Annotated in this window: 21 protein-coding genes; 10 read left to right on the top strand and 11 right to left on the bottom strand. The window is 68.2% G+C overall.

The window, feature by feature from the left end; genetic code table 11:
* Nucleotides 1-74 precede the first annotated feature (74 nt).
* On the bottom strand, nt 75-1,238 hold the full coding sequence (metK, locus tag FOB47_RS10995) for a methionine adenosyltransferase (protein ID WP_023264748.1): 1,164 nt from the start codon (nt 1,236-1,238) through the stop codon (nt 75-77).
* A 286-nt stretch (nt 1,239-1,524) separates the two neighbouring features.
* Between metK and FOB47_RS10990 the strand changes: the two genes are divergently transcribed.
* From FOB47_RS10990 to FOB47_RS10970, 5 genes are all read left to right on the top strand, one after another.
* Nucleotides 1,525-2,379 (top strand): lysophospholipid acyltransferase family protein, encoded by an 855-nt coding sequence (locus FOB47_RS10990; RefSeq protein ID WP_053820917.1) that lies wholly within the window; start codon nt 1,525-1,527, stop codon nt 2,377-2,379.
* 9 nt (nt 2,380-2,388) lie between these two features.
* Nucleotides 2,389-3,348: a lysophospholipid acyltransferase family protein gene (locus FOB47_RS10985; RefSeq protein WP_174781081.1), complete on the top strand. Its 960-nt coding sequence runs from the start codon at nt 2,389-2,391 to the stop codon at nt 3,346-3,348.
* Entirely contained in the window at nt 3,345-4,238 is an 894-nt protein-coding gene (locus FOB47_RS10980; protein WP_053820915.1) for a lipid A biosynthesis lauroyl acyltransferase, read from the top strand. Before FOB47_RS10985 ends, FOB47_RS10980 begins: the two co-directional genes overlap by 4 nt.
* 110 nt (nt 4,239-4,348) lie before the next feature.
* Entirely contained in the window at nt 4,349-5,221 is an 873-nt protein-coding gene (gene dapF, locus FOB47_RS10975) for a diaminopimelate epimerase (protein ID WP_174781080.1), read from the top strand.
* Nucleotides 5,222-5,305: 84 nt separating this feature from the next.
* Nucleotides 5,306-6,124 carry a polyphosphate kinase 2 family protein gene (locus FOB47_RS10970; protein ID WP_174781079.1) on the top strand — a complete coding sequence of 273 codons (819 nt, stop codon included), beginning with the start codon at nt 5,306-5,308 and terminating at the stop codon, nt 6,122-6,124.
* On the opposite strand, the gene pyrE is transcribed toward FOB47_RS10970, so the two are convergent.
* Complete coding sequence (gene pyrE, locus FOB47_RS10965; protein ID WP_174781078.1) at nt 6,125-6,808, bottom strand: orotate phosphoribosyltransferase; 684 nt, start codon at nt 6,806-6,808, stop codon at nt 6,125-6,127.
* A gap of 29 nt (nt 6,809-6,837) precedes the next feature.
* On the opposite strand from pyrE, the gene FOB47_RS10960 reads away from it, so the two are divergent.
* Both FOB47_RS10960 and argC read left to right on the top strand, forming a co-directional pair.
* Entirely contained in the window at nt 6,838-7,614 is a 777-nt protein-coding gene (locus tag FOB47_RS10960; RefSeq protein ID WP_053820911.1) for an exodeoxyribonuclease III, read from the top strand.
* A 95-nt stretch (nt 7,615-7,709) separates the two neighbouring features.
* A complete protein-coding gene (gene argC / locus FOB47_RS10955; RefSeq protein ID WP_006578518.1) occupies nt 7,710-8,657 on the top strand; it encodes an N-acetyl-gamma-glutamyl-phosphate reductase in 948 nt (315 codons plus the stop codon).
* Between the two features lie 142 nt (nt 8,658-8,799).
* On the opposite strand, the gene FOB47_RS10950 is transcribed toward argC, so the two are convergent.
* Nucleotides 8,800-9,780, bottom strand: coding sequence for a M48 family metallopeptidase (locus tag FOB47_RS10950; protein WP_226994809.1), 981 nt, complete (start codon nt 9,778-9,780; stop codon nt 8,800-8,802).
* 149 nt (nt 9,781-9,929) lie between these two features.
* Here FOB47_RS10950 and FOB47_RS10945 point away from each other — a divergent pair, with 149 nt between their 5' ends.
* A complete protein-coding gene (locus tag FOB47_RS10945) occupies nt 9,930-11,261 on the top strand; it encodes a muropeptide transporter (RefSeq protein ID WP_244959398.1) in 1,332 nt (443 codons plus the stop codon).
* Between the two features lie 196 nt (nt 11,262-11,457).
* Here FOB47_RS10945 and FOB47_RS10940 read toward each other — a convergent pair whose 3' ends face one another.
* The 6 genes from FOB47_RS10940 to argB all read right to left on the bottom strand — a co-directional run bounded on the left by FOB47_RS10940 (nt 11,458) and on the right by argB (nt 17,238).
* A complete protein-coding gene (locus FOB47_RS10940) occupies nt 11,458-12,282 on the bottom strand; it encodes an acyl-CoA thioesterase (RefSeq protein WP_174781077.1) in 825 nt (274 codons plus the stop codon).
* Between the two features lie 142 nt (nt 12,283-12,424).
* Nucleotides 12,425-13,048, bottom strand: a complete 624-nt coding sequence (metW, locus tag FOB47_RS10935) for a methionine biosynthesis protein MetW (RefSeq protein WP_053820909.1) — start codon at nt 13,046-13,048, stop codon at nt 12,425-12,427.
* Nucleotides 13,045-14,142, bottom strand: a complete 1,098-nt coding sequence (gene metX / locus FOB47_RS10930; RefSeq protein ID WP_232963055.1) for a homoserine O-succinyltransferase MetX — start codon at nt 14,140-14,142, stop codon at nt 13,045-13,047. Before metX ends, metW begins: the two co-directional genes overlap by 4 nt.
* Nucleotides 14,143-14,639: 497 nt before the next feature.
* Nucleotides 14,640-15,314, bottom strand: coding sequence for a nucleoid occlusion factor SlmA (slmA, locus tag FOB47_RS10925; RefSeq protein WP_174781076.1), 675 nt, complete (start codon nt 15,312-15,314; stop codon nt 14,640-14,642).
* Entirely contained in the window at nt 15,311-16,270 is a 960-nt protein-coding gene (locus FOB47_RS10920) for a pyrimidine 5'-nucleotidase (protein ID WP_174781075.1), read from the bottom strand. Before FOB47_RS10920 ends, slmA begins: the two co-directional genes overlap by 4 nt.
* 50 nt (nt 16,271-16,320) lie before the next feature.
* Complete coding sequence (gene argB / locus FOB47_RS10915; protein WP_006579752.1) at nt 16,321-17,238, bottom strand: acetylglutamate kinase; 918 nt, start codon at nt 17,236-17,238, stop codon at nt 16,321-16,323.
* A gap of 199 nt (nt 17,239-17,437) precedes the next feature.
* On the opposite strand from argB, the gene FOB47_RS10910 reads away from it, so the two are divergent.
* Nucleotides 17,438-17,686 (top strand): cysteine-rich CWC family protein, encoded by a 249-nt coding sequence (locus tag FOB47_RS10910; protein ID WP_174781074.1) that lies wholly within the window; start codon nt 17,438-17,440, stop codon nt 17,684-17,686.
* Between the two features lie 52 nt (nt 17,687-17,738).
* On the opposite strand, the gene FOB47_RS10905 is transcribed toward FOB47_RS10910, so the two are convergent.
* Nucleotides 17,739-18,245, bottom strand: a complete 507-nt coding sequence (locus FOB47_RS10905) for a DMT family transporter (protein ID WP_174781073.1) — start codon at nt 18,243-18,245, stop codon at nt 17,739-17,741.
* Nucleotides 18,246-18,344: 99 nt separating this feature from the next.
* On the opposite strand from FOB47_RS10905, the gene FOB47_RS10900 reads away from it, so the two are divergent.
* The gene (locus tag FOB47_RS10900; protein ID WP_174781072.1) at nt 18,345-19,280 is read left to right on the top strand and encodes a LysR family transcriptional regulator; all 936 of its coding nucleotides are present in this window, start codon (nt 18,345-18,347) and stop codon (nt 19,278-19,280) included.
* A gap of 74 nt (nt 19,281-19,354) precedes the next feature.
* On the opposite strand, the gene FOB47_RS10895 is transcribed toward FOB47_RS10900, so the two are convergent.
* Nucleotides 19,355-19,828 (bottom strand): copper chaperone PCu(A)C, encoded by a 474-nt coding sequence (locus FOB47_RS10895; RefSeq protein WP_174781071.1) that lies wholly within the window; start codon nt 19,826-19,828, stop codon nt 19,355-19,357.
* Nucleotides 19,829-19,916: the final 88 nt, after the last annotated feature.

Genomic DNA, 19,916 nt, shown 5'->3' with positions numbered 1-19,916 from the left:
TCCCCCGGCCCCTCTCCCGCGAGCGGGAGAGGGGCGAACGAACGAGCGTATCGCCGCTCGTCTTGCCGCCCGTGTTACAGGCCGGCTGCCGCGCGCAGCGCGGCAGCCTTGTCGGTCGCTTCCCACGAAAACTCCGGCTCCTCGCGGCCGAAGTGGCCGTAGGCGGCGGTCTTCTCGTAGATCGGGCGCAGCAGGTCCAGCATCTGCACGATGCCCTTGGGCCGCAGGTCGAAGTGCTCCATCACCAGTTTGGCGATCGCCTCGTCGGAGATCTTGCCGGTGCCTTCGGTGTAGACCGTCACGTTGATCGGACGCGCCACGCCGATCGCGTAGCTGACCTGCACCTGGCACTGGCGCGCCAGGCCCGCGGCCACCACGTTCTTGGCCACGTAGCGGGCCGCGTAGGCCGCCGAGCGGTCGACCTTGGACGGATCCTTGCCCGAAAACGCGCCGCCGCCGTGCGGCGCCGCACCGCCATAGGTGTCGACGATGATCTTGCGGCCGGTCAGGCCGCAGTCGCCCTGCGGGCCGCCGATGACGAAGCGGCCGGTCGGATTCACCAGGTACTTGGTGTCCTTCAGCATTTCCGGCGGCAGCACCGGCTTGATGATCTCCTCGATCACCGCCTCGCGGATCTGCGCCTGGGTGATGTCCGGCGCGTGCTGGGTCGACAGCACCACCGTGTCGACGCTGTGCGGACGGCCGTCGACATAGCGCACGGTGACCTGCGACTTGGCGTCGGGGCGCAGCCAGGGCAGGCGGCCATCGCGGCGCAGCTGCGACTGGCGCTCGACCAGGCGGTGCGAATAGTAGATCGGGAACGGCATCAGTTCCGGCGTCTCGTCGCAGGCATAGCCGAACATCAGGCCCTGGTCGCCGGCGCCCTGGTTCAGGTAATCGTCGGAGGCACGGTCGACGCCCTGGGCAATATCGGGCGATTGCTTGTCGTAGGCGACCAGCACCGCGCAGCCCTTGTAATCGATGCCGTAGTCGGTATTGTCGTAGCCGATGCGCTTGATGGTTTCGCGCGCGACCTGGATATAGTCGACGTTGGCCGTAGTGGTGATTTCCCCCGCCAATACCACCAGCCCGGTATTGCACAGGGTTTCGGCGGCGACGCGCGCGTATTTGTCCTGGGCCAGGATGGCGTCCAGAACGGCGTCGGAAATCTGGTCGGCGACCTTGTCGGGATGGCCTTCGGAGACGGATTCCGAAGTAAAGAGGAAGTCGTTTGCCACGAACTTTTTCTCCAGGTTAGCTATTGCGTGCCAACCATTTCAGTCCGGGCGGCGACGCTTTAGCGGTATTTTCAGCACGTCCTGATGAGACGGTATCGCCCCGCAAGTTGTCAGTTAACTCGGCGATGCGCGGTATTATACGCGCCTGCGCGGCGCGGCACACGCACCGCCGCAACGGTGTGCCGAGGCCATCGGCGCCCGCCGAAGCGATCGGCGGCGGCCGCGAAACGATAACCGCGCAACAATGAACCAGCCGGCCCCGGGGCCGGCCCCTTGTTGGGACTCCATGACCTTCCTGTTCTGGCTGATTGCCCGCTTGCCGCTGGCATGGCTGCAAGCCATTGGCGGCGTGCTCGGCCTGCTGGCGGCGCGCCTGCCGGGCCGCTATGGCAGGCGGCTGACCGAGAATTTCCGCCAGGCCTATCCGGACGCCACCGATGCGATGCTGGCCGAGGCGGCCCGCTCCACCGGCCGGATGGTGATGGAGATGCCGTATTTCTGGAGCCGCAAGACGCTGAAGGCGCGCCTTGCCGGGTTCTCGGAGCACACCTGGCCCGAACTGGACCGACTGTTGGGCAAGGGCAACGGGCTGATCATGCTGGTCCCCCATCTGGGTTGCTTCGAGGTGCTGCCGCAGGCGTACGCGCTGCGCCACAAGGTGACCGCGCTGTACAAGCCGCCGCACCAGCCATGGCTGCGCGACTGGATCGAGCGCATGCGCACCCGCCCGAATCTGGTGATGGCGGCGGCCACGCCGCGCGGCGTGCGTACGCTCGTCAAGGCGCTCAAGCGCGGCGAGTCGATCGGCATCCTGCCCGACCAGGTGCCCAAGGGCGGCGAAGGGGTATGGGCGCCGTTCTTCGGCAAGCCGGCGTACACGATGACGCTGGTGCAGCGCCTGCAGCAACTGACGGGCGCGCCGATTGCGATGGTCTTCGCCGAGCGCACCGCGCAAGGGGCCACCTATATCGCCCATATGCGCGTACTGGAAGACCGGCTGCCGGACGACCCCGTCGAGGCGGCGACCGTGCTCAACCACACGGTCGAATCGCTGGTCGCCGAAGCGCCGACCCAATACCTGTGGGGCTACAACCGTTACAAGCACCCGGCAGGTGCGGAGCTCCCGCCCCAAGCCGCGTGACAGAATCCCATGACTTACCTGTTCTGGCTGATTTCCCGCCTGCCGCTGGCCTGGCTGCAGGCCATCGGCGGCGTGCTGGGCCTGCTGGCCGCCAAGATGCCCGGCCGCTACGGGACGCGCCTGACCGAGAACTTCCGCCACGCGTTTCCCGACGCCACCGACGAGATGGTGAACGAGGCGGCCCGCTCGATGGGGCGCATGATCCTGGAAATGCCGTATTTCTGGACCCGGCACACCATCAAGGCAAAGCTGGTCGACTTCAACGAGGTGGTCTGGCCGACGCTGGACCGGCTGCAGGACCAGGGGCGCGGCGTGATCGTGCTGACGCCGCACCTGGGCTGCTTCGAGGTGCTGCCGCAGTCGTACGCGATGCGCCGGCCTGTCACGGTGCTGTTCAAGCCGCCGCACCAGCCCTGGCTGCGCGACTGGGTCGAACGCATGCGCAACCGCCCGAACATGACCAGCGCGCCGGCCAATCCGCGCGGCGTGCGGATGCTGGTCAAGGCGCTCAAGCGCAAGGAAGCCATCGGCATCCTGCCCGACCAGGTGCCGATCGGCGGCGAGGGCACGTGGGCGCCGTTCTTCGGCCGGCCGGCCTACACGATGACGCTGGTGCAGCGGCTGCAGCAATGGAGCGGCGCGCCGCTGGCGATCGTCGCTTCAATACGGCTGCCGCGCGGCAGCGGCTATCGCGCCTTTGTGCGTGTGATTGAGGAACCGCTGCCGGAAGATCCGGCCGCCGCGGCCACCGTGATCAACGGCGTGGTCGAGGAGCTGGTACGGCTGGCGCCGACCCAGTACCTGTGGGGCTACAACCGCTACAAGCACCCGGCCGGCGCGGAACTGCCGCCCGCGTGGCCCGCCGAGGCCGCTTCGTCGCCGACACCGCCCGCCACGCCGCCGGCATCGCCCCCGGCCGCCGCCGACGCAGGCGCCACGGAATCGACTTCGTCCACTTCGCATCCATGAGCCGTCTTTTCACCTGGCTGGGCATCGGTCTGCTGACCGTGCTCGGCAAGCTGCCCTACCCCCTGGTCGCCCGCTTCGGCGAGGGGCTGGGCAGCCTGCTGTATCTGTTTCCGAGCGGCCGCCGCGAGGTGGTCCGCGCCAATCTGCGGCTGGCCTTTCCCGACAAGCCCGACGCCGAGATCGCCGAGCTGTCGCGCCAGTCGTTCCGCTCGGTGTTCCGCAGCTTCGCCGAGCGCGGCATCTTCTGGACCGGCAGCGAGGCGCAGATGCGCCGCTGGGTGCAGATCGACGACCAGGCCAACCTGGTCGCGCTCGATGGCCAGCCGCACATCCTGGTCACGCTGCACCTGTCCGGCGTCGAGGCCGGCGCGATCCGGCTGACGATCTACCTGCGCGACCACGTGGGCCGCTCCGGCGCGTCGCTGTACACCAAGCAGAAGAACGCGCTGTTCGACGGTTTCCTGAAGCAGGCGCGCGGCCGCTTCGGCGCGCACATGATCGCGCGCAACGACAGCGTGCGGGACATCATCCGCTGCCTGAAGAAGGGCGAGGCGCTGCAGCTGATCTCCGACATGGATTTCGGCGAGCGCGACTCCGAGTTCGTGCCCTTCTTCGGCGCCCAGGCGCTGACGCTGACCTCGGTATCGCGGCTGGCGCGGCTGACCGGCGCCAAGGTCGTGCCGATCTATACGGAGCAGCTGCCCGACTATCGCGGCTATGTGCTGCGGATCCTGCCAGCCTGGGACAACTATCCGGGCGAGAACGTCACCGAGGACACGCGCCGCATGAACGCCTTCTTCGAGGACTGCATCCGCCCGCGCATCGCCGAGTACTACTGGGTGCACAAACGCTTCAAGCATCGCCCGCCCGGCGAACCCGAGATATATTGACGTTCGGCCGACATATCGGCGGCCGCAAACCCAGAACACTGACACCGGCCGTCCGCGGCCGCCCCCCGGTTTCCGGCCCGCCCCGGTCCCGGCCTTTCCCGATCCGCGCCATGAAGATCCAGTTCACCAAGATGCACGGCGCCGGCAACGACTTCGTCGTGCTGGACGGCATCCACCAGACCCTGAACCTGAGCACCGGGCAGTGGCGCGCGCTCGCCAGCCGCCATTTCGGCGTCGGTGCGGACCAGATCCTGATCGTCGAGAAGCCGACCCGGCCCGACGTCGACTTCCGCTACCGGATCTTCAATGCCGACGGCGGCGAAGTGGAGCACTGCGGCAATGGCGCGCGCTGCTTCGTCCGTTTCGTCACCGATCACGGCCTGACCGACAAGCGCTCGGTACGGGTCGAGGTGATGAACGGCGTCATCACGCTGACGCTGAACGACGACGGCCAGGTCACGGTCGACATGGGCGCGCCCGAGTTCGAGCCGGCGCGCATCCCGTTCCTGCCGGACGGCCTGCCGACCCGCATCGAGGGCGACGACACGCTGTACGGCATCGAGACCAATGGCCGCACCGTGTGGATTTCCGCGGTGTCGATGGGCAATCCGCATGCGGTGCAGTTGGTCGACGACACCGAGCGCTTCCCGGTACGCGAGGACGGCCCGGTGATCGAGCACCATGCGGCCTTCCCGAAGCGCGTCAATGCCGGCTTCATGCAGGTGGTCGACCGCAATACGATCCGGCTGCGCGTGTTCGAGCGCGGCTCCGGCGAGACGCTGGCCTGCGGCACCGGCGCCTGCGCGGCGGTGGTCGCCGGCATCCGGCGCGGCCTGCTCGACTCGCCGGTCAGGGTGCATACGCACGGCGGCGACCTGACCATCGCCTGGGATGGCGACGGCACGCCGGTGCGGATGACGGGCCCGGCCACCACGGTGTTCGAAGGTTCGATCGATCTGGACGCGCTGCAGCCGCGCGGCTGATTCAGCGACCTTGCGGGGCATGCCCCAGCGGCGCCCCGCCCCAGCGACCCTGCCGGAAGCCCGGCGCCCACGCGGAGACGCGCCATGCCAGACACCCCGCTCGACCCCTACCGCATCGCCAATGGCAAGGGCTTTCGCCTGGACCGCTTCGACGCGGGCGCCAAGCCCGTTTCCAGCGGCGACAAGACCAGCGACCGGGCGCGCCTGACCGAGCTGTCGACGCATCTGGACGAGCAGCAGGACGTCTTCTACGCCGAGCAGTCACGCAAGCTGCTGGTGATCCTGCAGGGGATGGACACCAGCGGCAAGGACGGCACCGTGCGCGGCGTGTTCCGCAGCTTCGATCCGCTCGGCGTGCGCGTGGTCGGCTTCAAGGCGCCGACCTCGGAGGAGAAGGCGCGCGACTACCTGTGGCGTGTCCATGCCCAGGTGCCGCGCGCCGGCGAGATCGTGGTATTCAACCGCAGCCACTACGAGGATGTGCTGATCACGCGCGTGCACGGCTGGATCGACGCGGCCGAGTGCGAGCGCCGCTATCGGCAGATCCGCCACTTCGAGAGCCTGCTGGCCGAGACCGGCACCACGCTGGTCAAGTGCTTTCTGCATATTTCGAAGGACGAGCAGAAGGCACGCCTGGAAGCGCGGCTCGCCGATCCACACAAGCACTGGAAATTCGACCCCAACGACCTGGCCGAACGCCGGCACTGGGACGCCTATATGGACGCCTACCAGGACGCGATCGCCGCGACGGCGACGCCGGACGCGCCCTGGCATGTGATTCCCGCCGACTCGAAGACGCACCGCAATCTGATGATCGCGGAAATCCTGCGCGACACCTTCGCGCGGCTCAAGCCGGCCTATCCGCCGTCCGCGCCGGGGCTGGACCAGCTGAAGGTCGAGTAATCAGACGCCGTAGCGCTGGCGGTAGGCGGCCACCGCATCGCGCGACGCAGTCAGCGCGGGGTCCTGCGCGGCGTCCAGGTAGGACAGCAGATCGGCCAGCGAGGCGATCGCGATCACCGGCACGCCGAATTCGCGCTGCACGTCCTGCACCGCGGAATGCGCGCCGATCTGCTCGGCGGTGCCGCTTTTTTCCATCCGGTCCAGCGCGATCAGCACCGCGGCGGGCTCGGCGCCGGCGGCACGGATCATCTGCACCGATTCGCGCACCGAGGTGCCGGCCGAAATCACGTCGTCGACGATCACCACCTTGCCCTGCAGCCTGGCGCCGACCAGCGTGCCGCCTTCGCCGTGGTCCTTGGCTTCCTTGCGGTTATAGGCGAAGCCGACGTTGCGCCCCATGCCGGCCAGCGCCACCGCGGTGGCCGATGCCAGCGTGATGCCCTTGTAGGCCGGACCGAACAGCATGTCGAATGCGACACCCGAGGCCAGCAGGGTTTTCGCATAGAATTGCGCCACCTGGCCCAGCGTGGCGCCCTGGTTGAACAGCCCCGCGTTGAAGAAATACGGCGATTTGCGTCCCGCCTTGGTGACGAACTCGCCGAAGGACAGCACGCCCGCGTCCAGCGCGAAGCGGATGAAGGTCTGGCTGAGGTCGTCCGCCGCCGGCGTGGTTTGCTGCGTCATCTTTTCTCTCTTCCAAAAAATTTCCCGAGATGTTACGGATTATCAGTGCCAACCTCAACGGCATCCGCTCCGCGGCCAAGAAAGGCTTCTTCGACTGGATGGGCAAGCAGGACGCCGACATGGTCTGCGTGCAGGAGCTCAAGGCGCAGGCCGCCGACATGACCGAGGCCTTCCTGGCGCCGCACGGCTATCACGGCTACTTCCACTACGCCGAGAAGAAGGGCTACAGCGGCGTCGGCCTGTACACCCGCCACAAGCCCGAGCGCGTGATCACCGGCTTCGGCAATGCGGAGTTCGACAGCGAGGGGCGCTACGTTGAAGTGCAGTATCCGCATCTGGCGGTGATCTCGGTCTACGTGCCGTCCGGCTCGAGCTCCGAAGAACGGCAGTTGGCCAAGTACCGCTTCATGGAGGCCTTCCTGCCCCATCTGCTGCAGCTCAAGGCCAGCGGGCGCGAGATCGTGCTGTGCGGCGACGTCAACATCGCGCACAAGGAAATCGACATCAAGAACTGGAAGGGCAATCTGAAGAACTCCGGCTTCCTGCCCGAGGAGCGCGCCTGGATCGGCGAGCTGTTCGACGTGCACGGCTATGTCGACGTGTTCCGCAAGCTGGACCCGCGGCCCGAGCAATATACGTGGTGGAGCAACCGCGGCCAGGCCTACGCGAAGAACGTCGGCTGGCGCATCGACTACCACCTGGCAACGCCGAAGATCGCCGATACCGCGAAGGCCTGCTCGATCTACAAGGACGAGAAGTTCAGCGACCACGCACCGCTGTCGATCGACTACGACTTCCCGCTGTGACGGGGCCGCCCGGCCGCCGGGGCGGATTGCCGCTGCGATGGCCGGGCATCCTCGCTACAATGCACCCTCACCCGTAATACCCAAGCGAGTCCACCATGGCATTCAAAGTGTTCGTCGACGGCCAGGAAGGCACCACCGGCCTTCGGCTGCTCGATTATCTGTCCGGCCGTTCCGATGTCGAACTGCTGCGCATCGCGGAAGACAAGCGCAAGGATCCGGCCGAGCGAGCACGCTTCCTGAACGCCGCCGACGTGGCCTTCCTGTGCCTGCCGGACGTGGCCTCGCGCGAGGCGGTATCGCTGGTGACCAATCCGGACACCTGCGTGATCGACGCCAGCACGGCGTTCCGCACCGCCGACAACTGGGCCTACGGCCTGCCCGAACTGGTGCGCGGCCAGCGCGAGAAGATCCGCGCCAGCAAGCGCATCGCCGTGCCGGGCTGCCACGCCAGCGCCTTCGTGCTGGCCGTGCGTCCGCTGGTCGATGCCGGCGTGATGCAGCCCGACTACCCGGTCACCGCGTTCTCGCTGACCGGCTACAGCGGCGGCGGCAAGAAGATGATTGCGGACTTCGAGGCGGGCGGCAATCCGAAGCTCGACAGCCCGCGCGCCTACGCGCTGGGGCTCGAGCACAAGCACCTGCCGGAAATGCGCGTGCAGACCGGCCTGGCGCAGGCGCCGATCTTCAGCCCGATCGTCGGCAAGTTCTACAAGGGCCTGGCCGTCACGGTGCCGGTGTTCCCGGACCGGCTGGCGCGCAAGGTCACGCCGGAGCAAGTCGCCGAGATCTACCGCAAGCACTACGAGGGCGAGCAGTTCGTGCGCGTGATGCCCGCCGCCAGCGACGAGCATCTGGACAACGGCTTCTTCGACGTGCAGGCCAACAACGACACCAACCGCGTCGACCTGTTCGTGTTCGGCTCGGCCGACCGCATCGTGCTGATCGCGCGGCTGGACAACCTCGGCAAGGGCGCGGCCGGCGCCGCGGTGCAATGCATGAACGTGCATATCGGCGCGGACGAGGCCACCGGGCTGACGGCCTGACGCCTTCCTGCCTGACCGAAGAAAACGGCCCCTGATTCAGGGGCCGTTTTCTTTTGTTGGCAAGCTTGTCGTCCCCGCGAATGCGGGAACCCTGTGACTTCACGGGACGCTGAGTTCCCGCCTGAACGGGAACGACAGCCTGCTACCGCTTCAACGGCTGCTGCTTGTCCTCGTCGCCGCGGTCCACCGGCGCGTTGGCCAGGCCGCCCATATTGGTCCGGTAGGCCGGCAGCCGCTCGACCGTGGTGCCGATCGCCCGCGCGTACAGCGGCAGCACCTCGGGCATATGCCGCTGCAGCTCGGCGATGCGCGACTGGCCCGACGGGTGCGTGGACAGGAAGTCCATGCTGGCGCCGGCCGCCGACGATTGCGACACCTTGCCCATCTTCTGCCACAGCGTCACCGCGGCGCGCGGATCGTAGCCCGCGCGGGCCGCGATATCCATGCCGACCAGATCGGCTTCGGTCTCGTCCGAGCGCGAGAACTTCAGCGTCAGCAGATGCGCGCCGGTACCCAGCGCCAGATTGCCCAGATTGCCGAAGCCGAACAGTTGCGAAATGACGTTGGCGCCCAGGTTGGTGATCTCGGCCTTGGCGGCGCGCTCGCGCGCATGCTCCTGCAGCGCGTGGGCGATCTCGTGGCCGATCACCATCGCCAGCTCGTCGTCGGTCGGCTTGATCTGGTCCAGAAAGCCGGTATAGACCGCGATCTTGCCGCCGGGCATGCAGAACGCATTGACCTGCTTGGCCTTGATCAGATTGACCTCCCACTTCCAGCCGCGGGCGCGGTCGTTCCAGCGCCCGGCCTGCGGCAGGATCCGCTCGGAGATCGTGCGCAGGCGCGCCAGCCGCGGATCGTTGGACGGCGCCAGCGCGCCCTTGGCGCGCGCCTCCTGCTTGATCTGCTCGTATTCCTGCGCGGCCTGCTGCTCGATCGCCTCGGCCGGCACCAGCTGGCTGACCGCGCCGCCGCCGCGCTGCACATTGACGCCATCGGACTGCGCCAGCACAGCTGGCGCGCCGAGCAATGCAACGGCGCCGAGCACCGCCAGCGTCAGCCGGCGCAGCGGCGCGGCGACCGCAAGCGAACGCGATGGGGGAACGGCAACGGAAAGAGCGGACATGGCCAGGCGCAAGGGAAGGGGCATCGTTTTCAACGAGAATGCGACAGACATCACGAAGGCTGATGCAATAATACACGGCGCCCGATCGCCACCCAGGGCCCTGCAGGCACTTGCACCGCCTGTTCCGCCCGGCCCCTGCTCCCGCCTTCATGACCTTCCAAGACTATCTCGATATTTTCCGCAATCGCCGCATCGGCGCGATGCTGACGCTGGGCTTTGCCTCGGGGCTGCCGCTGGCGCTGACCTCGGGCACGCTGCAGGCCTGGATGACGGTCGAGGGGCTGGACATCAAGACCATCGGCTTTTTCTCGCTGGTCGGCCAGGCCTACATCTTCAAGTTCCTGTGGGCGCCGCTGATGGACCGCTACACGCCGCCGTTGCTGGACCGGCGGCGCGGCTGGCTGCTGCTGACGCAGGTCGGCCTGGTGCTCGGCATCGCCGGCATGGCGTTCTGCCCGCCGCGCGAGGCGCTGTGGCTGCTGGCGGGGCTGGCCACGCTGGTGGCCTTCCTGTCGGCCTCGCAGGACATCGTGTTCGACGCCTACAGCACCGACGTGCTGCGGCCCGCCGAGCGCGGCGCCGGCGCGGCGGTCAAGGTGCTCGGCTACCGGCTGGCGATGCTGGTGTCCGGCGGCCTGGCGCTGTGGCTGGCGGACCGGGTGCTGGGCTGGCAGCAGATGTACCTGCTGATGGCCGCGCTGATGGCGGTCGGCCTGCTGACGCTGCCGTGGGCGCCGCGCGCCGAATCGCCGCCGCGCGCGCCGCGCTCGCTGGAAGAGGCGGTGGTCGGCCCGCTGCGCGATTTCTTCGGACGTACCGGTGCCTGGTGGTTGCTGGGCCTGATCGTGCTGTACAAGCTCGGCGACGCCTTCGCCGGCAGCCTGTCGACCACCTTCCTGATCCGCGGGGTCGGCTTTTCCGCCGGCGAGGTCGGGCTCGTCAACAAGACGCTGGGTCTGGCCGCGACCATCATCGGCGCGCTGTTCGGCGGCACGCTGATGGTCAGGCTCGGCCTGTACCGCTCGCTGATGCTGTTCGGCGTGCTGCAGGCCGTGTCGAACTTCGGCTACTGGCTGCTGGCGGTGACGCCCGCCCATCTGTGGTCGATGGGCGCGACCATCGCGGTCGAGAACCTGTGCGGGGGCATGGGCACCGCGGCCTTCGTCGCGCTGCTGATGGCGCTGTGCAACCGCTCGTTCTCGGCGACGCAGTACGCGCTGCTGTCGGCGCTGGCCTCGGTCGGACGCGTCTATGTCGGCCCCACGTCGGGCTATCTGGTCGAGTCGTTCGGCTGGGCGCCCTTCTATCTCGGCACGGTGCTGGTCGCGCTGCCGGGGCTGTTCCTGCTGCGCGCGATGCGCAGCACGGTCGAGCGCTATGAAAGCCAGACGCGCACGCCGCGGGACGAGGCTAGCGGGGTTCCCCCTCTCCCGCTAGCGGGAGAGGGTCGGGCAGAGGGCAAGGGGGTTCGCGAGGGCTGATGCGGTAGTGTGTTAGCGACCGCCGCTGCCCTCTCCCCACCTCTCTCCCGCGAGCGGGAGAGCGGAACCGGATGCGAGCGACCGCGGCAGAGCAGCCGAGCGGAAGCGGTTTCCCTGTGCGGACTACCGGTTGGCTCCCTGTCCCGCTTGCGGGAGAGCGCTGGGCACAGGGTCGGGAGTGGGCCAGCCGCCTCGCCTACTGCTTGTAGTAAACGATCTGATGCGAGCTCGCCAGCAGCTCGCCGTCCGGGCTCCACAGCTGCGCGCTCTGGTCGAAGAAGCCCTGCCGGAACACCTGCGCCCGCGCGCTGCCCAGCGCGTGGCGATCGCCCAGCGCCGCCAGCGTGGCGGCATCCGCGTGGAAGTAAGTCGTCAGCGAGACCGTGCCCGCCGGCACGAAGCCGGCGCGCTTCAGGAAGATGCGCGGATAGAAGCTGTCGCACCAGGCCGCGACCGACGCATAGTCGGGCGTGCGCACCGGATGGTCGCGCAGCCAGAACTGGGTCAGGCTGTCCGGATGCTCGGTGCCCGGTTCGGCCGCAGGCTTGGCGCCGCGCACGGGCCGCATCTCGTAGGACTTGAGCCAGCGCACCGGCGCGAACCCGGTCGGCAGCGGCGCGATCGCGTCGGCCGGCGGCACGTCGGGAAAGACGGCCTCGCCGCAGCCCCAGGTATCGCGCCGCACCGCGAACACCGCGCTGGCGGTGGTCGCTACCTCGCCGTTCTGTACCAGTTCCAGCGACCAGTGCTGCGTCGAGCGGTTGGTGCGCGAGGGCCGCGCCTCGATCGTGAACGGGCCCTCGGCGATCGGTCCGGCGAAATTGACGGTCAGCGCAATCGGATCGCCGAGCCGCTGCGGATGCTGCAACACCGCCTGCAGCAGCGTCGCCGCCGTGATGCCGCCGTACGGCCCGATCATGTTCCAGTACGACTCGGTGGTGCGGCCGGCAAAACGGTGTTCGCCGGCTTGGGTCAACGCAATCGCGTCGTCGAAGGGATGCAGCTCGGATGTCGCGGACATGGGGCCTCGCCGAAAAAGCGAACGGTCGTTCGTAATTTCCGTACGGTAGTCGCCCGAGTGGCCGCACGTCAAGTGCCGGCCACTCCGTTCGAGGTCATCCTCCGACTGAACCGATCGGACCGAACCGATCGGGCCGAACCGATCAGGCAGAGCAGACCCGATAGACCGCCAGGCTGCCCCGCCAGTTGACGCCCCAGTTCACCGTGATGCCTTCGTGCATCACGACGCGATCGAGAATGCGCAGCCCGACCTTGGGCGCCAGCGCCTCGAAGTCGCTGATGGTCAGCACGCGCACGTTCGGCGTGTCGTACCACTGGTAGGGCAGCGACTCGGACACCGGCATGCGGCCGCGGAACACCGACAGCCGGTGCGGCCAGTAGCCGAAGTTCGGGAACGACACGATGCACTCGCGGCCGACGCGCAGCGTGTCGCGCAGGACCTGCGCGGTGTTGTGAATGGTCTGCAGCGTCTGCGACAGGATCACGGTGTCGAAGCTCTTGTCCTCGAACAGCGCGAGCCCGCCCTCCAGATTCTGCTGGATGACATGGACGCCCTTCTGCGCGCACGCCAGCACGCCCTCGTCGCGGATCTCGATGCCGTAGGCCTGCACGTCGAGCTCGTCCTGCAGCACGCGCAGCAGGCTGCCGTCGCCGCAGCCCAGGTCGAGCACGGTCGCATTCGGTTCGATCCAGCGTGCGATCGCGCGGAAATCCGGCCGCCTTGCCAGCACGCCGTTGGCCGCTTCGGTGATGGACCTGGCATTCATGCGCCGATCTCCCGGGCGATGCGTTCGTAGTAGGCGCGCATCAGGTTGTGGTAACGCGGATCGTCGAGCAGGAAGGCGTCGTGGCCATGCGGGGCATCGATCTCGGCATAGCTGACCGGCCGCTTGTTGTCGAGCAGCGCCTTGACCAGCTCGCGGCTGCGGCTCGGCGCAAAGCGCCAGTCGGTAGTGAAGCTGGCAACGAGGAAGCTGGCCCTGGTATGGGCGACCGCGCGGGTCAGGTCGCCGCCGAAGGACAGGGCCGGATCGAAGTAATCGAGCGCGCGCGTGATCAGCAGATAGGTATTGGCGTCGAAATACTCGGCGAACTTGTCGCCCTGGTAGCGCAGATAGCTCTCGACCTGGAACTCGACATCGAACGAGAAGCGGATGTCCTCGGCCTTGAGCTCGCGTCCGAATTTCGCCGCCATGTCCTCGTCGGACAGGTAGGTGATATGGCCGATCATCCGGGCCACGCGCAGCCCGCGCTTGGGCTTGACGCCATGCGCGTAGTAGTTGCCGCCATGGAAGTCGGGGTCGGACAGGATCGCGCTGCGCGCGACCTCGTTGAAGGCGATGTTCTGCGCCGACAGCTTCGGCGTCGACGCGACCACGATGCAATGGCGCAGCCGCTCCGGATACATCAGGCTCCAGGCCAGCGCCTGCATGCCGCCAAGGCTGCCGCCCATCACCGCGGCGAACTGCTCGATGCCGAAGGCGTCGGCCACGCGCGCCTGCGCATTGACCCAGTCCTCGACCGTGACCACCGGAAAGGCCGCGCCGAAGGGCTGGCCGGTGGCGGGGTTCAGGCTCATCGGCCCGGTCGAGCCGAAGCAGGAGCCGAGGTTGTTGATGCCGATCACGAAGAAGCGGTCGGTATCGAGCGGCTTGCCCGGGCCGACCATGTTGTCCCACCAGCCGACGTCGCGCGGATCGTGCGCGTAGACGCCGGCCACATGATGCGAGGCATTCAGTGCGTGGCACACCAGCACGGCATTGGTCCGCGTGGCATTGAGCGTGCCATAGGTTTCGACCATCAGGTCGTAGCCGGCCAGCGAAGAACCGTTGCGCAGCGGCAGCGGCTCGGCGAAATGCATGCGCTGCGGCGTCACGATGCCGACCGAGTCGGGCGGCAGGGGCAGGTGCAGCGCGGCGGCGGAAGCGGCGTCCGGAGCGGGGCCGGCAGCGGCCGGCTCCACCGGGTCCGCGTGCGCGGATGGCGAGGCAACGTCAGTCATGTAGGCGGGCCCGCGCGAGGCGGGCATCAAAAAACCCGACCGGTCTTGCGTCTGGAATCACGCAGCCAAGTCGGGTTGTTTCGCACCGGATGTTCCTGTCCGCCGCGCGGTGGCGTTGTCCCGCATATCCGTTCCGTCGGATCGAATCGCGAATCGCGAATCGGAGAGAGGGGGCGCCGACCAACCTCTTTAGCCGCATTTATAGTGGCGGGGAAATTTCCTCGCCGCGCGCCCGCAAGCCAGTCATCAAATCGGCGCGACCGGCAGATTATAGAGCAAAGCGATAGACATCAGCTGAAGTCGGCAGAAGAGGCGCGCGCAGAGGGATATCGACGGCCGCAGTCCGGCTAAGGGGATCAGCCCAGCAGCACGCGCAGCTGCGCATCGATCTGCCCGGCCGGCAGCTTGCGAAAGCCGCTCTTGGCATAGCGATGCCAGTGCCCCTGCACGGTGGCGACGAACAGCGCGGCACGCGCCGATACGTCGGCGTCGGCTGGAAACGCGCCCTGCGTCGCGGCGACCTTCAGGCATTGGCGGATCGACGCCTCGATCCGGTCCACCAGCTGATTGATCCGTTCCTGCAGACGTTCATGCTCGCCGACCAGCGCCTCGCCGGTCAGCACGCGGGTCATGCCCGGGTTCTTCTCGGCGAACGACAGCAGCATCCGCACGATGGCCTGCACCTGGCGCAGCCCGTGCTCCTCCTGCGCGGTGATCTGGTTGATCAGGCCGAACACCGTCTGCTCGATAAAGGCGATCAGCCCCTCGAACATCTGCGCCTTGCTGGCGAAGTGCCGATACAGCGCGGCCTCGGAGACGCCGAGCCGGGCCGCCAGCGCGGCGGTCGTGATGCGTTCGGAACGCGGGTGCTCGAGCATGCCGGCCAGCGTCTGCAGGATCTGCACGCGCCGCTCGCCGGGGCGCGGGCGCTTGCGCGCGACCACGGCCTCGCCGGCGCCGCCGCTCTCGCCCTGCCGACTGCGCTCGTCCGCGTTCGCGGCCGGCGCGGCTGCCTCGTTGCTCTGCGTCATGACCCGTTTCTCCGCATTCGTCGATGGAGTTGATGCACCGATTGTACTTTTATGTCCACATAACCCGGCCGGTGCACCATGCGGGCCCGAGCGCGGGCTGTGTTGCGGGCTGCCTGCCGCGCCTCGGGCGAGAGCCGCGGCGCCGGGGCCTGGTTTTCGGCGGCGACCAGCGTCACCGCCTCCTCCCGGGCCGCACGGTCCGCGTCGCGGTCGTGCGCATGGCGTTGCGCCTCGGCGCGCAACGCCGCCTGCTGCGCGGCATCGCGGGCGGCGCCCGCCGGCACGTCGTGCGGCCGGCTCGGCGTCATCGAACGCAGATAGCCGGTGATCCACGCGGTGCGTATCCCCAGGCCAGCATAGCGCTTCAGGTGCGAGACCGTGTCCTCGACCAGCACCGCTCGGCCCGGCGCGATCCGCAGCCGTGCCAGCAGACGCCGCAGCATGCGCCGATCGGGCTTGGGACGCAGATCGCCGTGGACCCACATCTGCTCGATGGCGATCACGCGCTCGAAACAGTGCTCGATGCCGGCCACGCGCAGCACCGCGCGCGCATAGTCCTGCGGCGCGTTGGTCAGCAGCACCTTGCGGCCGGGCAGGCGGCGCAGCTGGGCCGCGAGGCCGCGGCGCACGCGCACCATCCGCGCGATGTCGGGGAATTCGTGCGCGGCGCGCAGGAAGTCGGCCGGGTCGACGCCGTGATGGCGGATCATGCCGAGCAGCGTCGCCCCATAGCGCTTCCAGTAGTCGACCCGCACGCGGCTGGCCGTGGCCTCGTCGCAGGCGAGCACGCGGGCGACGTAGGCGGTCATCGCGGCATTGATCGCCGGGAAGATCGCGTGCGAGGCGTCGTGCAGCGTGTTGTCGAGATCGAACAGCCAGACCGTGCCGCCGGCGTTGTTGCCGGCCGGGCGATGCCGCAGGCGGAGAGGGGAGCGGCGGGAGGCGTGGGAAGGCACGAGGGAAAGGCGCCGCGCCGCCGCGGCGGCGGGCGCCTGGTTGCGGTACGTCAGTGCGAGCGGATCATGGTGCCGAACGCCTGCTCGGTCAGGATTTCCAGCAGCAGCGAATGTTCGATGCGGCCATCGATGATGTGGACCGAGTTGACGCCGCTCTTGGCGGCGTCCAGCGCCGACGAGATCTTCGGCAGCATGCCGCCCGAGATGGTGCCGTCGGCGAACAGCTCCTCGATCTCGCGCGCCGACAGGTCGGTCAGCAGGTTGCCCTTCTTGTCCATCACGCCCGGGATGTTGGTCATCATCACCAGCTTCTCGGCCTTCAGGATCTCGGCCATCTTGCCGGCCACCACGTCGGCGTTGATGTTGTAGGCCTGGCCATCGTCGGAGAAGCCGATCGGCGAGATCACCGGGATGAAGGCGTCGTCCTGCAGCGCCTTGACCACGGCCGGGTTGATCGCCTCGATGTCGCCGACATAGCCGATATCGATGAACGCGCCCGGATTCTCGCGGTCCGGCATCTTCAGCCGCTTGGCGCGGATCAGGCCGCCGTCCTTGCCGGTCAGGCCGACCGCCTGGCCGCCGTACTGGTTGATCAGCATCACGATGTCCTGCTGGACCTCGCCGCCGAGCACCCACTCGACCACTTCCATGGTCTCCTCGTCGGTGACGCGCATGCCCTGGATAAAGGTGCCGACCTTGCCGACCTTCTTCAGCGCCTCGTCGATCTGCGGACCGCCGCCGTGCACCACCACCGGGTTCATGCCGACGAGCTTCAGCAGGATCACGTCGCGCGCGAAGCCATGCTTGAGCTTCTCTTCGGTCATCGCGTTGCCGCCGTACTTGACCACGATGGTCTTGCCATGGAACTTGCGGATATAGGGCAGCGCCTCGGCAAGGATCTCGGCCTTGAGGGCGGGGGCGATGGCGGCCACTGCGGTTGCGGTGGGCCCGGAGGTATCGGAGGTCATGGCAATCCGTGAAAATCGACAGGTATCATGGCAACGCGGCGCATCCGGCGCCCCGCGGCAGGCGCCCGAATTTTACAAGAAACGGGGTGCCACGCTAGCGACAGGGCCGACCGGACCCTGCACGGGGCGCCAACGGTGCGTCCGAGGGCCCATCGGCCGTTCCTTTCATGCAACAACTACGCCAACGGAAGCCACCGCGATGTCAGCAGAAGGCGCAGCGAAAAGTCCCGGCGCGAACACCGGCCCCGCTGCCGTGCTGACCGGCCAGTTGCGGCCGGTCGAGCGGTGCTCGGCCTGCGGCGCGCGCTTCGTCTGCGGCCATGCCGCCGGCCTGCCGCATTGCTGGTGCGCGACGATGCCGCTGCTGCCGGCCCGGCTGATCGTGCCGGGGCAGCACTGCCTGTGTCCGGACTGCCTGCGCGCGCGGCAGGCTCAAGCGGGACAGTGAGCGCTGACAGTAAGCCGGTCAGCGGCCCGGCTTTCCCGACGATCCTGCTGTCTCAATCGAGCGCCGCGCCCACGCGCGCCGGTCCGCTCCACTGCATCGCCACCACGCCCAGCACGATCAGCAGTGCGCCGCCGAGCCGCGGCGCGGTCAGTTCGCGCACCGCGAAGCCGGCAATGCCGGCATGGTCCATCCATAGCGACGCCAGCATCTGGCCGGCCACCACGGCCGCGATGAAGCCGCTGGCACCGAGCCGCGGCGCCAGCATCAGCGCGGCGGTCAGATAGAACACGCCGACCGCGCCGCCGATCCACATCCACGCGGGCCCGCCCGCCCAGCCGGCGCCCGGCGGACCGACGCGAAGCGCCAGCATCAGCGCCACCACGACGGCCAGGCTGACCAGCAGCGACACCAGCGTCGCCCACAACGGATGCCCGAGCGCGCGGCCCAGCGCGGCATTGGCGCCCGCCTGCAGCGGAATCATGGCGCCGGCCAGTGCGGCGATCAGCACCGGCACCGCGGCCGCAACGACCGGGACGGCGGGATGGGACGAAGACAACATGCGCAACCTCCTCGGCTCGTTCGAAAACGGGATTGGGCCAGTCTGCCCCTACGCCGGATGGATTTCCAATTCTGGTTTCTAACGTTTAATATTCGCCGCATGAATAATCTGCGCAACGTCGACCTGAACCTGCTGGTCGTGCTCGAGGCCCTGCTGGCCGAGCGTCATATTTCCCGCGCCGCGCTGCGGCTGCATCTGAGCCAGCCGGCGGTCAGCCACGCGCTGGCCCGTCTGCGCCAGCTGCTGGACGACCCCTTGCTGGTGCGCGGCCAGGGCGGGCTGGTGCTGACCGCGCGGGCGCACGAACTGTCCGGTCCGCTCGCCGAGGCGCTGGCGCAGGTGCGCATCCTGCTCGGTCCATCCGGCTTCCAGCCGGCGACGGCCAGGCGCACCTTCCGGCTGGCAATGTCGGACTACGGCGCGATGGTGGTGCTGCCCAATCTGCTGCGCGCGGTGCGCAAGGCGGCGCCGGGCATCGAGCTGGTGGTGACGCAGGGCAGCCGCGAAGCAATGTCGGCGCAGGTGGCCGATGGCGAGATCGATCTGGCGCTGGGCGTATTCGTCTATCAGCCCGAAGGCGTCAAGATGGCCGCGCTGTTCCAGGAGGAGTACGGCTGCGCGGTCGATGCCGCGACGGTGCGCGACCACGGGCGGCTGGACCAGGTCGCCTACCTGGCGCGCTCGCACGTGCTGGTGGCCGCCCACAACGCAAAGGTCGATCCGATCGATGCCGCGATCGCCAAGCATGGCGGGCGCCGCAAGATCGCCTGCGTGGTGCCGCACTGGAGCGTCGCGCCGGCGCTGATCGCCGGCACCAATCTTGTCCTGACCACGGCGCGCCGCAGCCTGGCGGCGCTGGAGGACGACCCGCGCTTCGCGGTGTTCGAGCCGCCGTTCGCGTTTCCGGGCTTCACCTTCAGCGCGATCTGGCACGAGCGCAACGATGCCGATCCGGGCCATGCGTGGCTGCGCGAGCGGCTGCTGGCGGTCGGCGCGGGCCAGGGGCTGGACGAGGCGATCAGCCTGCGCGGTTGATACCCGGCGGTTCGACCGCGGATCGGCCCGCTTCGCGCCGGTGCGATCCGCTGGCGTTGCGGCGAAGCGTGACGTCAGTGCTTGTGATTGGCCGCGGCGCCGCCGCCGTGAGCCGGCGCGGTCAGCCCGCGCACTTCGGCGTCGACGCGCTGTTCGATCAGCTTGCCGCCCTGCTCGAACTTCAGCGTCACCGGCACCTTGTCGCCGACGTTCAGCGGCGCCTTCAAGCCCAGCAGCATCACGTGGTAGCCGCCGGGCTTGAGCTCGACGTCCTCCATTTTCGGCAACGGCAGCGCGTCAAGCGCGCGCATCCGCATCACGTTGCCTTCCATCTTCATCTCGTGCACCTCGGCGGTCGTCGCCACGGGCGTCGACACGCCGACCAGGCGCGCGTTCTGGTGCGCGTGCAGCGTCATGAAGACGCCGGTGGCGGTCTGCGCCGGCACGGTGCCGCGCGCCCATGCGTTGCGGATGTCGATCTGCGCGGAGGCAGCGGTGGAAAACAGCGCGCAGCATGCAGCGGCGGCGGCGAACAGCTTGGCTTGCATCTCTATCCTTTCTCGGTGCAATTCGTTCAATCGAGGCGGTTTGGCGGAGGCGGGAAGTCCGCGTGAATGGTCGTGCAAACAGTCGTGT

Origin of the sequence: Cupriavidus gilardii, from assembly GCF_013347325.1 — a bacterium.
Taxonomy (GTDB): domain Bacteria; phylum Pseudomonadota; class Gammaproteobacteria; order Burkholderiales; family Burkholderiaceae; genus Cupriavidus; species Cupriavidus gilardii.
Note: the sequence above shows the minus strand (reverse complement) of the source record. Positions and strands in the feature narration are given on the sequence as shown.

Excerpts from the sequence above, each read along its gene's own strand:
- metW (WP_053820909.1), bottom strand. The coding sequence starts at position 13,048 with ATGAATGCCAGGTCCATCACCGAAGCGGCCAACGGCGTGCTGGCAAGG.
- FOB47_RS10990 (WP_053820917.1), top strand. The coding sequence starts at position 1,525 with ATGACCTTCCTGTTCTGGCTGATTGCCCGCTTGCCGCTGGCATGGCTG.
- FOB47_RS10940 (WP_174781077.1), bottom strand. The coding sequence starts at position 12,282 with ATGTCCGCGACATCCGAGCTGCATCCCTTCGACGACGCGATTGCGTTG.
- dapF (WP_174781080.1), top strand. The coding sequence starts at position 4,349 with ATGAAGATCCAGTTCACCAAGATGCACGGCGCCGGCAACGACTTCGTC.
- FOB47_RS10945 (WP_244959398.1), top strand. The coding sequence starts at position 9,930 with ATGACCTTCCAAGACTATCTCGATATTTTCCGCAATCGCCGCATCGGC.
- FOB47_RS10900 (WP_174781072.1), top strand. The coding sequence starts at position 18,345 with ATGAATAATCTGCGCAACGTCGACCTGAACCTGCTGGTCGTGCTCGAG.
- FOB47_RS10910 (WP_174781074.1), top strand. The coding sequence starts at position 17,438 with ATGTCAGCAGAAGGCGCAGCGAAAAGTCCCGGCGCGAACACCGGCCCC.
- metX (WP_232963055.1), bottom strand. The coding sequence starts at position 14,142 with ATGCATTTCGCCGAGCCGCTGCCGCTGCGCAACGGTTCTTCGCTGGCC.
- FOB47_RS10895 (WP_174781071.1), bottom strand. The coding sequence starts at position 19,828 with ATGCAAGCCAAGCTGTTCGCCGCCGCCGCTGCATGCTGCGCGCTGTTT.
- FOB47_RS10960 (WP_053820911.1), top strand. The coding sequence starts at position 6,838 with ATGTTACGGATTATCAGTGCCAACCTCAACGGCATCCGCTCCGCGGCC.
- FOB47_RS10980 (WP_053820915.1), top strand. The coding sequence starts at position 3,345 with ATGAGCCGTCTTTTCACCTGGCTGGGCATCGGTCTGCTGACCGTGCTC.
- FOB47_RS10985 (WP_174781081.1), top strand. The coding sequence starts at position 2,389 with ATGACTTACCTGTTCTGGCTGATTTCCCGCCTGCCGCTGGCCTGGCTG.
- pyrE (WP_174781078.1), bottom strand. The coding sequence starts at position 6,808 with ATGACGCAGCAAACCACGCCGGCGGCGGACGACCTCAGCCAGACCTTC.
- slmA (WP_174781076.1), bottom strand. The coding sequence starts at position 15,314 with ATGACGCAGAGCAACGAGGCAGCCGCGCCGGCCGCGAACGCGGACGAG.
- FOB47_RS10970 (WP_174781079.1), top strand. The coding sequence starts at position 5,306 with ATGCCAGACACCCCGCTCGACCCCTACCGCATCGCCAATGGCAAGGGC.
- argC (WP_006578518.1), top strand. The coding sequence starts at position 7,710 with ATGGCATTCAAAGTGTTCGTCGACGGCCAGGAAGGCACCACCGGCCTT.
- argB (WP_006579752.1), bottom strand. The coding sequence starts at position 17,238 with ATGACCTCCGATACCTCCGGGCCCACCGCAACCGCAGTGGCCGCCATC.
- FOB47_RS10950 (WP_226994809.1), bottom strand. The coding sequence starts at position 9,780 with ATGTCCGCTCTTTCCGTTGCCGTTCCCCCATCGCGTTCGCTTGCGGTC.
- FOB47_RS10905 (WP_174781073.1), bottom strand. The coding sequence starts at position 18,245 with ATGTTGTCTTCGTCCCATCCCGCCGTCCCGGTCGTTGCGGCCGCGGTG.